10 protein-coding genes are annotated in these 14,159 nt (G+C 33.2%); 5 read left to right on the top strand and 5 right to left on the bottom strand.

Features of this window, described 5'->3' with window-relative positions; all coding sequences use genetic code 11:
• Positions 1–6 precede the first annotated feature (6 nt).
• From uxaC to A9G07_RS07885, 5 genes are all read left to right on the top strand, one after another.
• Positions 7–1,419, top strand: a complete 1,413-nt coding sequence (gene uxaC, locus A9G07_RS07905) for a glucuronate isomerase (RefSeq protein ID WP_065734722.1) — start codon at positions 7–9, stop codon at positions 1,417–1,419.
• A gap of 48 nt (positions 1,420–1,467) precedes the next feature.
• Entirely contained in the window at positions 1,468–2,931 is a 1,464-nt protein-coding gene (locus A9G07_RS07900; RefSeq protein WP_065734721.1) for a tagaturonate reductase, read from the top strand.
• Positions 2,932–2,944: 13 nt separating this feature from the next.
• A complete protein-coding gene (locus A9G07_RS07895) occupies positions 2,945–4,444 on the top strand; it encodes a UxaA family hydrolase (protein WP_065734743.1) in 1,500 nt (499 codons plus the stop codon).
• A gap of 89 nt (positions 4,445–4,533) precedes the next feature.
• A complete protein-coding gene (locus tag A9G07_RS07890) occupies positions 4,534–6,048 on the top strand; it encodes an MFS transporter (protein WP_065734720.1) in 1,515 nt (504 codons plus the stop codon).
• A gap of 99 nt (positions 6,049–6,147) precedes the next feature.
• On the top strand, positions 6,148–7,473 hold the full coding sequence (locus tag A9G07_RS07885; protein WP_065734719.1) for a glycoside hydrolase family 28 protein: 1,326 nt from the start codon (positions 6,148–6,150) through the stop codon (positions 7,471–7,473).
• A 167-nt stretch (positions 7,474–7,640) separates the two neighbouring features.
• On the opposite strand, the gene A9G07_RS07880 is transcribed toward A9G07_RS07885, so the two are convergent.
• From A9G07_RS07880 to A9G07_RS07860, 5 genes are all read right to left on the bottom strand, one after another.
• Positions 7,641–9,158 (bottom strand): UxaA family hydrolase, encoded by a 1,518-nt coding sequence (locus tag A9G07_RS07880; RefSeq protein WP_065734718.1) that lies wholly within the window; start codon positions 9,156–9,158, stop codon positions 7,641–7,643.
• Between the two features lie 69 nt (positions 9,159–9,227).
• Complete coding sequence (locus A9G07_RS07875; protein ID WP_065734742.1) at positions 9,228–10,244, bottom strand: zinc-binding alcohol dehydrogenase family protein; 1,017 nt, start codon at positions 10,242–10,244, stop codon at positions 9,228–9,230.
• A gap of 27 nt (positions 10,245–10,271) precedes the next feature.
• Positions 10,272–11,711 (bottom strand): tagaturonate reductase, encoded by a 1,440-nt coding sequence (locus tag A9G07_RS07870; protein WP_065734717.1) that lies wholly within the window; start codon positions 11,709–11,711, stop codon positions 10,272–10,274.
• Between the two features lie 112 nt (positions 11,712–11,823).
• Positions 11,824–12,741: a GntR family transcriptional regulator gene (locus tag A9G07_RS07865; RefSeq protein WP_065734716.1), complete on the bottom strand. Its 918-nt coding sequence runs from the start codon at positions 12,739–12,741 to the stop codon at positions 11,824–11,826.
• Positions 12,742–12,816: 75 nt separating this feature from the next.
• Positions 12,817–14,127, bottom strand: coding sequence for an MFS transporter (locus A9G07_RS07860; protein ID WP_081303384.1), 1,311 nt, complete (start codon positions 14,125–14,127; stop codon positions 12,817–12,819).
• Positions 14,128–14,159 lie beyond the last annotated feature (32 nt).

The raw sequence follows: 14,159 nt of genomic DNA, 5'->3' as shown, positions 1-14,159 counted from the left end.
AATAAAATGAGTTTTTTAACTGAAAACTTTTTACTAGATACCGAATTTTCTCGTCAGCTTTATCATGATTTTGCTGCTGATCAGCCAATTTTTGATTATCACTGCCATTTACCACCGGAACAAATTGCTAAAGATTATCAATTCAAGAATTTATACGATATTTGGTTAAAAGGTGATCATTATAAATGGCGTGCAATGCGTACCAATGGTGTTGCAGAAAAATTCTGTACTGGTACTGATATTAGTGATTTAGACAAATTCAAGGCTTGGGCAGAAACTGTTCCTCATACTATTGGTAATCCTTTATATCATTGGACTCATTTAGAGCTTCGTCGTCCTTTCGGTATTGATAACGTTCTATTATCTCCTTCTACAGCAGAGCAAATTTGGAATACTTGTAATGAGATGTTAGCGACTCCAGAGTTTACAGCTCGTAGCATCATGAAAAAAATGAATGTTAAGATGGCAGGTACAACAGATGATCCTATTGATGATTTAGCTCATCATAAAACTATTGCAGAAGATAGTTCATTTGATGTTAAAGTTTTACCAAGCTGGCGTCCAGATAAAGCATTCAATATTGATTCAGAATTCTTTGCGGCATATATGGAAAAACTTTCTGCAGTAGCCGATGTTGAAATTTCATCATTCCAAGCGCTTTGTCAGGCTTTATCAAAACGTATGGATCATTTTGCTGCTCATGGTTGTAAGATTTCTGACCATGCATTAGATACAGTTGTTTATGAAGAAGCTACTGAAAAAGAGTTAGATACCATTTTAACTAAACGTTTATCTGGCGAAGTTTTAACCGCTAAAGAAGTTGCTCAATTTAAAACTGCTGTACTTATTTTCTTGGGCGTTGAATACAACAAACGTGAATGGGTTCAACAATATCATATAGGTGCATTGCGTAATAATAATTCAAGAATGTTTAATTTAATGGGGCCTGATGTTGGGTTCGATTCTATTAATGATTCACCTATTGCTCAACCACTTTCTCGTCTATTAGATGCTCAAGCAAAACAAGATGCATTGCCAAAAACGATTTTGTATTGTTTAAACCCTTCTGATAATGAAATTCTTGGTACGATGATTGGTAACTTCCAAGGAGCAGGTATTCAAGGAAAAATGCAATTTGGTTCAGGCTGGTGGTTTAATGATCAAAAAGACGGCATGATTCGTCAAATGACACAGCTTGCTCAACTTGGATTATTAAGCCGTTTTGTTGGTATGTTAACCGATAGTCGTAGTTTCTTATCTTACACTCGTCATGAATATTTTAGACGTATTTTATGTCGAATGATTGGACGTTGGGTTGAAGATGGCGAAGCACCACGTGATATCCAATTATTAGGTCAAATGGTTAAAAATATTAGTTTTGATAATGCTAAAAACTATTTTGGTATTGAACTAAGCTAAAAAGCATTAAGTCGTTGTGATTAGATTAATTAAAGAAGAGTTAGAGTAATGAAAACATTAAACAGAAATGATTTTCTGGGTGCAAAATATACGACACGTGTTGTTCAGTTTGGCGAAGGTAATTTTTTACGTGCATTTTTAGATTGGCAGTTAGATATTCTTAATGAAAAAACTGATCTTGATGCTGGTATTGTTGTGGTTCGTCCGTTAAATACGGACTTCCCACCATCATTAAGTATTCAAGATGGGTTGTATACAACGCTTGTTCGTGGTTTAAATGAACAAAATGAAACAGTGAAAGAGTTTAGATTGATTCGTTCAGTTAATAACGAAATCAATGTATATACTCAATATGATGAATATCTTGAGTTAGCTAAAGATCCGAATATTCAGTTTATTTTTTCAAATACTACCGAAGCTGGTATTAGTTATGTTGAAAGTGACAAATTAACAGATAAACCTGCAACGAGTTATCCAGCAAAATTGACTGCATTTTTATATGAAAGATTTGTTCACTTTGCCGGCAGTAAAGAAAGTGGTTTGATTATTATTCCTTGTGAATTAATTGATTATAACGGCGATGCACTTAAAAAATTAGTACTTAAATATGCGAATCAGTGGAACTTGTCAGACCAATTTATCAATTGGCTTGAAAATGATAATTTATTCTGCTCAACTTTAGTAGATAGAATTGTTCCAGGATACCCAAAAGCACAAATCGCTGAGCTTGAGACTGAATTAGGTTATAAAGATAACTTTATTGATTCAGCGGAATATTTTTATCTATTTGTTATTCAAGGACCGCAATGGCTAGCTGAAAAATTATGCCTTGATAAATGCAATATGAACATCAAAATTGTTGATGATATTAAACCGTATAAAGAGCGTAAAGTAGCTATTTTAAATGGTGCTCATACTGCATTAGTTCCTGTTGCTTATTTATCAGGTATTGATACTGTTGGCGAATCAATGAATGACGCTCAGATTTTATCTTATATAAAAGAAACCATTTTTGATGAAATTATCCCTGTTTTAGATTTACCTCATCAAGAATTGGTTGATTTTGCTCAATCAGTTATTAGTCGTTTTAAAAATCCATTTATTGAACATCAGTTGATGTCAATTGCTTTAAATAGTATGACTAAGTTTAAAACACGTATTCTTCCTCAATTAATTAATTATCAGAAAGAAAAAGGAACATTGCCTAAACATTTGGTGTTCTCTTTTGCTGCATTGATCGCATTTTATCGTGGTGTGCGTAATGGACAAAGTTATCCGTTACAAGATGATGCAATCTGGTTAGAACGCTTCAGTAATAGTTGGGCAGCCATTGCAGAAGGGAAAAGCTCATTAGAGGATTTAATCAAAGTTGTTTTAGGTGACACGGCTCATTGGGAGTATGATCTATTAACTATTCCTCAATTAGCGCAAACGTTAACACAATATTTAACCGTCATAACCGAAGAGGGAATGCGTCAAGCAATTGAAAAATGTGTTAATGGTAGCAAATAACATGAGTGATTCAATGGTTAAATATATAAAAATAAACAATAAAGATAATGTCGGTGTGGCATTATCTGATTTAGAAGCACATGAAGAAAATATCGTCGTTGATGGACAGATAATTGATCTAAAAGATCCTATTAAACAAGGGCATAAATTTGCCCTTATCGATATTGAGCAAGATGAAAATATTATTAAATATGGCTTACCAATTGGTCATGCTACTCGCTTAATTAAAGCTGGAGAGCATATTCATTCTCATAATTTAAAAACCAATTTAAGTGATATTAATGATTACAAATATCAACCTACGTTATCGAAAAATGATCTGTTACATGAGATTGCCGATAAGGAAGTACAAATTTATCGACGTAAAAATGGTGAAGTTGGTATTCGTAATGAACTTTGGATTATTCCAACTGTAACTTGTATAAACGGGATAGCAGAACAAATTGTTAAACAGTTTTGTGATGAGTTAAATAATCAATTAGAAATTGATGGTATAACTGTACTTGAACATCCTTATGGCTGCTCCCAGCTTGGACAAGATCATCAAAATACTAAGACAATTTTACAAAATTTAGTTAAACATCCTAATGCTGGTGCTGTATTGGTCATCGGACTTGGTTGTGAAAATAATCAGGTTTCAGAATTTAAGGCTAGTTTAGGTGAATATGATGAATCTCGAGTTAGATTTTTAATCGCTCAGCAAGAAACCGATGAAGTTGAATCAGCATTGGTTCATTTAAGAGAACTTTATGCCATTATGAAGCAGGATAAACGTGAAGTAGGGCATTTAAGTGAATTGAAATTTGGATTGGAGTGTGGTGGTTCTGATGGTTTTTCAGGTATTACAGCTAATCCAATGCTTGGTCTGTTTTCTGATTATGTTATTGCTCATGGTGGAACAAGTGTTCTTACTGAAGTACCAGAAATGTTTGGTGCTGAGAACATTTTGATGTCACATTGTATTGATGAGTCGACTTTTGATAAGACTGTACACATGATCAATGATTTTAAACAATATTTTATTTCAAATAATCAACCAATCTATGAAAACCCTTCTCCTGGGAATAAGGCTGGTGGCATTACAACTTTAGAGGAAAAATCTTTAGGTTGTACGCAAAAAGCGGGTGGTAGTGAAGTTATTGATGTTCTTAAATACGGTGAAATGTTAACTAGACATGGATTAAATTTACTAAGCGCACCTGGTAATGATGCAGTAGCTACTGGTGCTTTATCAGCAGCTGGATGTCATATGGTGCTTTTCACCACAGGAAGAGGCACTCCATATGGCGGTATTGTGCCAACAGTCAAAATTGCGACTAATACACAATTAGCTGATAAGAAAGCCAATTGGATCGATTTTAATGCCGGTAAACTTATACAAGGAGTTTCTATGCAATCTTTGTTGATAGAGTTTATTGACTATATCGTTCTTATTGCTAGCGGGAAAAAAACTCGTAACGAAATTAACAACTTTAGAAATTTAGCCATTTTGAAAAGTGGCGTAACTCTATAGATAAAAATCCAAGAATAAATATCCACGTCATTAAGTCCTTCGGGACTTGATGCGAGGGATCGTTTTTTTAAATATTATAGGTATCTTTTATGAGTAAGGAAAAAAAGAATAAAATTACATGGTTAGTAAGATTTTCTTATGGCAGTGGTAATTTAATTGGTAGTGGTGCATTAGCAATTAGTGGTGCTTGGCTTCTCTATTTTTATACCACTTTTTGTGGATTAAGTGTGGTGCAAGCTGCGTTGATTTTTTCCATCGCTACTTATTTGGATGTCATACTGAATCCATTGATGGGCTTTATTACAGATAATTTCTATCAAACTAAAATAGGGCAACGCTTTGGGCGACGTCGATTTTTTATTTTGATTGGTATTCCGTTAATGGTCATTTATCCTATGTTATGGATTGATGGTATGGGATTTTGGTATTACTTAGTAACATATATTTTATTTGAGATTATTTATACCAGCATCATGATTCCATTTAATACGTTACCTGTAGAAATGACATCTAACTTTTCAGAACGTACTTATTTAACTGGTTCAAAAGCAATGTTTGGTAAAGTAGCTAATTTCTTAGGTGCGGCAATACCAGGCGTATTCTTTTATTTCTATAGTAAGGAATCAGCAACCCCATTTTTATTAACTGGGATCACATATGCCACTATCATGATGTTAGCTTTGATTTTGCTTTATTGTAATAGTTGGGAAAAACCTAAAGAAGAAGTAAAAGATGAATCTGTACATAGCTTTTTTGAAGCAATTAAAAAGCTTTTTATCGATATCTTGTCAACATTCCGTGTTAAAACTTTTAGAACGCATTTAGGAATGTATCTATTTGGATTTGGTGCTGAATGGTTATTTACAGCGGTATTTACCTATTTCATCGTATTTAGTTTAGGTGAACCTCGTTCATTTGTTGCTTCAATGAATTCATTAAGTAGTATTTGTCAGTTGGTTTCAACCGCATTTTTTATGATGTATTGTGCTAAGAAGGGCTTCAAAAAACCATTTATTATCGCATTACTCATCGTTATTTCATCGATGATTGGTTATGTCGGTATTTATTACTTTAATCTGCCTCATATCACTTGGATTGTAGTGGGTATTACAATTTGGTTTGGTTTGGGTACTGGTGGTGTTTACTATATTCCTTGGAGTGTATATGTATTCTTAGCTGATGTAGATGAAGTTGTAACTAATCGACGTCGTGAAGGGGTATATGCAGGAGCTATGACCATGGCAGGTAAACTAGTTCGCGCTTCAATTGTTTTTGTGCTTGGTATGATATTAAGTGCTTATGGCTTTGAATCGAAATCACATATACAGCCACAAAGCGCAATTGATGCTATTAATGGTATTATTTTATACGGCGTTGTAGGAATGGCATTAATTGGGGCATTTTTTGCTTGGAGAATGAAGCTCGATCACTCTACCCATTCTATTATTATCAATGAAGTCGCTCGCATTCGACAAGGTGGCAAAATGGAAGATGTTACGCCTGAAACTCGAAAAGTGGTTGAGGAATTATCTGGCATCGCTTACGAAAAATGTTTTGGTAATAATAACATTGGATTTAAGCAAAAAGAGACCACAACTAATTAAAGAAAAATATTTATTAGGATCAGTATGCTGATCCTGTAACCTAAAGCTGCAAACATTAGAGTAAATTAAAAGGTTTGTAATAATATAAAGGATAAACTCATGACGACTGTATCTGTAACAGATTTTGGCGCTATTGGTGACGGAAAATCAATAAATACTCAAGCTTTTGAAAAAGCAATTCAACATATTGATCAACTAGGTGGTGGAACGTTAATTGTTCCTGTTGGTACCTATTTTACTGGGGCAATTAAGCTTTGTAGCAACATAACGCTTGTTATTGAGCAAGGGGCGACTTTATTATTTTCTGATGATGCTAAAGATTATCCTGTTGTTAATTCTCGTTGGGAAGGGGTTAAGCAGGCTGTGTATATGCCTTGTATATACGGCCAACATATTGAAAATGTGGTTATAACTGGAAATGGTAAAATTGATGGTAATGGTCAAAAATGGTGGCATACATTCCGTCATGATCGAAGCAATCTTAAATATCCAAGACCTTATTTAATTGGTTTTGATTTTTGTGAACGAGTTACGATTGAAAAAGTTTTTCTAACTCAATCACCTAGCTGGACTGTTCATCCGATGGAATCAAATAATGTCGTTGTCGATAATATTTCAATTCTTAATCCAGCTGATTCACCGAATACCGATGGTATTAACCCTGAATCATGTCGTAATGTAAGAATTTCAAATTGTTATATTGATGTTGGCGATGATTGTATTGCAATAAAAGCAGGCACTGAAGAAACAGCTGAAAAAAGTCCATGTGAGAATATTTTAATTACTAATTGTAATATGATTCATGGTCATGGTGCGGTGGTTCTTGGTAGTGAGATGAGTGGTTGCATTCGTAATGTAACTATTACAAATTGTGTATTCCAAAAAACCGATCGAGGTGTAAGATTCAAAACTCGTCGAGGTCGAGGAGGAACTATTTCTGATATCACATTTAGTAATATTGTAATGGATGAAGTTTTATCAGCATTTGTTATGAACTACTATTATTATTGTGGTCCAAAAGGAAATGATCCAATTGTTTGGAATAAAGATGCTCTACCCGTTAATGAGTTTACACCAGCATGCCACAATATTAGCTTTTCAAACATTATTGCTAAAAATGTTCGTGCTTATGCCGGCTTTTTATATGGTATTCCAGAATCTCCTATTTCTAATATCTCTTTTGATAATATCCGTGTTTCAATGCAACAAAATGCCCAAGCAGGCGAGGTTGATATGTTTAAAGATGTCAAACCGGAGGCTGGTAAAGGGTTCTTTATTGAGAATGCGAATAGTATTTTGTTTAATAATGTGATTATTGATAATGTACTGAGTGATCCACTTTGTATTAAAAATAGTAATGACGTGCATGTAACACAATCTTTTGTTAAACAAAATGGTCAATTATTTGGACTTAAAACTGAATAATGTGTTTGAAAATAACCGCTAAGTAGCGGTTATTTTTTATTGATGAATATTAATTCAATATGACCTTATTTTATACATTACTTTGATAAGAAAAAATTATTTTTATCAAAATGTTGTTATATTTTATGATTATTTTATTTTTCCAAATTTGGACTTTTCAAGAAAAATTATTCAGTTACTCCATTTTTAAATATTGATAGGTCACGAAATTCATTTATTTCATTACAGGTTTGTTTACCGTTTGCAAGCTGCACAATTAAATTAATAAATTGCTCTAAAAGTTTCTCCATCGGTGTTCCATTAACTAATTGCCCCGCATCAAAATCGATCCAGTGTTTCTTTTTTTGGGCAAGTGTTGAGTTAGTTGAAATTTTTACAGTTGGTACAACACCACCATATGGAGTGCCTCTTCCGGTTGAAAATAACACCATTTGACAACCAGCAGCAGCTAATGCACCTGTAGCAACTGCGTCATTTCCCGGAGCTGATAATAAATTTAAACCTGATTTTTGGAGTCTTTCACCATATTCTAATACATCAATAACATTACTATTACCTGCTTTTTGGGTGCAGCCCAATGATTTGTCTTCAAGTGTTGTAATTCCTCCTGCTTTATTACCTGGAGAAGGATTTTCGTAAATAGGTTGATTATATGTCATAAAATATTTTTTAAAATTGTTAACCATATTTACTGTTTTTTCAAAAATTTGTGAATTAATACAATGAGACATTAGGATTGTTTCTGCTCCAAACATTTCGGGAACTTCGGTTAAAACGCTAGTTCCGCCATTGGTAATTATATAATCAGAAAACTTGCCTAATAATGGGTTTGCTGTGATGCCAGATAATCCATCGGATCCCCCACACTCAAGTCCAAATTTAAGTTCACTAAGCTTACCTGTTTGGCGACGATCTAATTTCATTACTTGATATATTTCGAGTAAATACTTCACACCTTGTTGAATCTCATCTTCCACTTCTTGTGAAATCATAAAACGGACTCGCTCATGATCATATTCACCAAGGCTTTCTTTAAATGCTGAGAGTTGATTATTTTCACATCCTAAACCAATAACTAATACTCCACCTGCATTAGGATGTTTGACCATATCTTGTAATATAGTTTTAGTTGTTTGATGATCTGCTCCTAATTGCGAACAACCATAGGGATGTGAAAGTAGATGGACACCATCAAAAAAAGCGTGATCTAACTCAATGTCTTTCGCTATTTCTGATAAAAATCGTTTACGAATTTGTTCCGCGATACCATTAACGCAACTAACGGTTGGGATGATCCAAAGTTCATTACGAATACCAACATCACCATTTTTTCGGCGATAAAGATTCACATCTCTATCCGGTAGTGATGATGAAATATGACTAGCAACAGGTTCATATTGATACTCATCAAGTTCACCAAGATTGGTTTTAACATTATGAGTATGTACGTGTTCACCAACTTGAATAGCTTGCGATGCATGACCAATGGGAAAACCATATTTAATGATGTTTTCACCTTGTAAAATCGGTTTAATCGCTATTTTATGACCTGAAGGAATTTCTTGTAAAACAGTAATTTGTTGATTATCTTTTAATAGCTCACTATTTATTTTATCGCCTGGGTATAATGTTTCTAATGCAATAATAACATTATCGTTACCATTGATTTTAATTATTTTTTTCATGAACTCTTTCCTAAAAATACACTTTCCGCTACTTGTTAGTAGCGGAATAATTGAGAGATAATTATTTAGTTAACCTATCTTTATTACTGATTTAAGTCGATTACTTGGATCATCTCGCATTTCTTTAAAAGCATTTTCGGCATTATTCAATTCGTATATGTCGGTAATGATTTTTTTAACATCACATTTTCCAGAACTAACTAAATCAATCAATTCGATAAAGTCTTTTTTTAGTGCATTACGTGAACCAAAAATATCTAACTCTTTAGTTTGAATTTGTGTAAAAGCAAAATCTAATTTTTGTTTACTTACTCCAACTAGACCTACACGACCACGGTAAGCTGCTGCATCAATACAATTTTGGAAAGTTTGTGGTAATCCAACGCATTCGATACAAACATCAAAACCATCACCTTGGGTAATCTCTTTTACTCTTTCTTCAAAATTCTCTTTATCTGTTCTGATAACACCTTTTGCACCTAATGATAATGCTTTATCTAATCTTGATTGCATGACGTCACTTACATATACGTCAGCCTCTTTTAATACTGCAGCCATGACAGCAAATAAACCAATAGGTCCGGCACCAACGACTAATACTTTATCGCCTTTTTTTACTGACGTTCGTTGAATTGAATGATAGCTAATACAAAATGGTTCAATCATTGATAGCGTTAATGCATCTAATCCTTTACCATCATAAATACGTTCAATTGGCATACTATAATATTCTCTGAAAATACCATCACGTTGTGCGCCAAGAGTTTGATTGCCAGTACAGCAGTTAACAAAACCGCGTCGACAAGAATAACATTTACCACAGTTAAAATAAGGATTGGCGGTAACAATCATTCCTTTTTTGATACCATAATCATTCTCATCTATTTCAACCACTTCGGCTGAAAATTCATGACCTGGGATTCTCGGATAGCTTGCATAAAGAAAAGTTCCTTTATACGTTCCCATGTCAGAACCGCAAATACCACCATATAATACTTTTAGGATTGCTTCACCTTTTTGTAAGGTTGGTTTTTCCATTTCTTTGACTTCAACTTTTCCTGGTTCTGGAATAACAATATATTTCATTTTAGTCATATGTTTGACTCCTGCTGTTTAGTTGTTTGGAATATATTTTTTAATATCTTGAGCTAAAATGTTTTCCAGATTTTTAGTCACTAAATCAGTTAATCCGGTAACATTATTGAGATCTTGTCCCCAATGATCAGTCATTTTTAATACGTTAGAGACGAGTGTTTTTGCGTCGTTTTGATAAAGTGGTTGCCACTCTTTAAACTTCTCTAGTAAATGAGCATCATCAGTTAATGGAATAGCTTGACCTTGGTATTGGCCTCGATAAAAAGCAATAAGAGCAGCTAAGGAAAACGAAATATACTTTGGTGGTTTGTTAAATCGTTGACTATATGTTAGTAATTGTGGCAGTAGTCGAGTTTTAAATTTTGTTAATGAATTTAATGAAATTGACATTAACTCGTGTTTAATGAATGGATTTCTAAAGCGTTTTAAAACCTCATCGGCAAATTGTACTAATTGTTCTTTATCTAAAGATAAAGTTGGAATCACCTCTTGATTAATTAAATTTTTAACGAATGTTTCAATCTGCGGATCATCCATGCTTTCGCCAACGGTTTTCAATCCAGCAAGGTAAGCAACAGGCACCATCGCAGTATGAGCACCATTTAAAATACCTACTTTTCTTTCTTTATAAGGTTTAATATCATCAACAACTAAAATATTTAGGTCGACTTGATCTAATTTTAATTTCTGTTTTAACCATTGTGGACCTTGAATAACAAACAGATAAAAATACTCAGCTGTATCTAAAAAACGATCTTGATAACCAAGTTGTTGTTCAAGTTGTATTGCTTCATCTTTTGGATAGCCTGTCACAATACGGTCAACTAAAGTTGAGCAAAAGGTATTACACTCATTGATCCATATTGTAAAATCATGATCTAATTGCCATAATTTAGCATATTCCAGAACCAATTCTTTCAGTTTTTCTCCATTATAATCAATAAGTTCACATGGAATGATAATCAAGCCTTTATCTTTTTGGCCTTTAAAAAATTTAAAACGATGGTGTAAAAAGCAGGTTAATTTTGCAGGAAAAGTTGCTGGAGGTAGATCTGTAGCTTTATCTTTATCACTAAATGCAATACCTGCTTCAGTAGTATTTGAAAAAATAAATTCCAACTCAGGATTTTCAGCACAAGCTAAATAGGATTGATAGTCTTGATATATTAGTATTTCTCGATTAACCGAATAAATAATTCGCGGTGTAGCAATTGTGCAACCTTGTTCATTCAGTCCCCGAATAATAGTCGTGTAAAGTCCATCTTGTTCATTGATAGATGGTTGATGTGTATCAATAGGTCTAACAATAGTAACACCACTATTGAAATTTGTTTTTTCATTTAGATTATCAATAATCCAATCTATAAATGCTCTTAAAAAATTTCCTTCACCAAATTGAAGTATTTTTTCAGGGTAAATTGGACCAGGAAAGTTGGATCTATTTAATTGTTTTGTCATATGATTGTTCTCTTTAATTATTGGTAGTAAGTAAAGAGAACTATAGAAGAAGATAAAAAGTAGTATGTTTTTTTTTTGTAGTTTCGTGTTGAATATATAATTTTTTTGTTTTTTATCTGTTTTTTATTGCTAATGCGCGTCCAATTGACTCTTGCATTGACCTTTTAGCTGTATTTAAATGACGACACAACGCTGCAATGGCGAGTGGTTCGTTTTTTTGTAGAATTGCAGTTAATATTGCAATATGTTCTGATACAGCAATACTGTTTCTTTCTTTAAGATCACTACTGTCCCACTGGTAATGGAAATGAAATATAACGGAAATTAAATCAAATGATTGTAAAAAAAAACGATTTTCTTTACACGATAAAATGAGTTCATGGAAATCACGGTCAAGTGTTGAAAAAAGTTTATATTCATCTTGTATATTTTGTTGAAGATTTTTGTGACATTGCAATAATTCTCTTGCTTTGATCCAATTAATATGGTTATCTGGTTGTGCCATAAAGGATTTGAGGGCGAATATCTCTAATACACTTCGAAATTCATAAAGTTTTTCAGCATAATCCTTAGCAAAGGTGACCAATTCCCATTCACCTCTTTTTACATTATTAATAAGCCCATAGTGTAAAAAGCGTAATAAAAATTCACGAACAACAATAGGACTAACATTAGCATCTTTAGCTAATTGAATTTCATTAAAATGTTCTCCTGGCAATAATTTTTTACTATTGATCAAATAGTAGAAATAAGCTTCAAATTTTTCATCTTGAACAGCTCGTTTATCAAACTGACAAGCGATTTTATCTTTTGGTATGGGATTACGGTTTAAATAATATTTATTATTTTTATATATTAAAATATCAACTTGACATAAATATTCTAAAACAGCTCTCATGGTTGTTCGACTAACATTAAAGTTATCGGCAAGAATCGAAATCGATTGTAATGGGAAAGATAATATATTGTTATTAATACAATCAATGAATTGATTGATTGTGTTTTGTCTTAAGATTTGACTTCGGCTCATATTACGTTTTAAATCTTTCAGATATAATTATCTAATATATAGAAATATATTAGATAATTATTTTAACTTATAAAATTATCTTTTACTTATTTTTAAAGCATACATTGGTAAAATCATGATAGCACCAATGAAGGCAATTATCCCAAGTAAATATAGCCCTGCTAATGGCGAGTTAAACCAACTTTCAGCTAAGACTCTAATATTAGGAGCAACAAAACCTCCTAGATTTGCAAGTGAATTGATTAAAGCAATCCCAGACGCAGCAGCGGCTCCACTTAAATATCCTGTAGGAAACGTCCAAAATATTGGTTGGACAGCCAATAATCCTGCACAGCCAATACATAATGAAATAAAAGCCAGTAATGCACTGTATTGTGCTAAAGTACCTGATAACGCAACACCTAAGGCAGCTGTACCTAGAGTTAAAACTGATATAATACGTCTTTCCTTTAAAACGGTTGATAAATGAGGAATAAAAAAGGCTGCAAGTAGAGCACAAAACCAAGGTATTGCACTTAAAAAACCAACAAAAAGACCTACATTACCGTCACCAACTAACCCAGCGATTTGTGATGGTAAAAAAAACGTAACACCATAAGATCCTACTTGAATTGTAAATGCAATAATACATAAGTATATGACTTTAGGATCTAGTAAGGCTTGCAAAATTCCTTTAGGTCCGTGAGAAGCCTTTTCTTGTTCTTCTTGTGACATTTTAGAAATTAAAGCATTTTTCTCTTCTTTAGATAACCACTTGCAACGTTCATCTTCAGGTTTATCAACTAGGTATAACCAAGCCCATATTCCTACTAAGATGGTTAAAACGCCTGTGACTAAAAACATCATTTGCCAACCATGTAACCCTGCAAATCCATCAAAAGAAAGTAATAAACCAGAAAGAGGACCACCTAAAACGAATGCTAACGGTGGACCGAACCAGAAATAACCAGCAACTTTTGCTCTAATATCGATGGGGAACCAAAGCATCAAATAGTACATAACCCCAGGCATAAATCCCGCTTCACATGCTCCTAGTAAAAAACGCAATATATAAAAAATTGTAGTTGTTTTTGCAAACATCATTAAGGCAGAAACAACACCCCAAGTAATCATAATGCGGGCAAGCCAAACTCTAGCTCCAAATTTGTACATAAATATATTACTTGGAACTTCGAAAATGGCATAACCAATAAAAAATATACCAGCTCCAAAAGCATAAGCGGCGTTACTCAAACCTGTATCAATTAAAAAGGCATGATGAGCAAAACCAATATTTGCACGATCTAGAAATGCTAAGATGTACATTAAAGCTAAAAAAGGTAATAACCGAGTTATTGATTTTTTTATTGCTGTTTTTAAAATAAAATCATTATTAGTTAACGTCATGGAAATCTCCTATTATTCATGATGTCAAATAA

This window comes from Gilliamella sp. wkB72 (assembly GCF_001693745.1).
GTDB classification, from domain to species: domain Bacteria; phylum Pseudomonadota; class Gammaproteobacteria; order Enterobacterales; family Orbaceae; genus Gilliamella; species Gilliamella apicola_E.
Note: the sequence above shows the minus strand (reverse complement) of the source record. Positions and strands in the feature narration are given on the sequence as shown.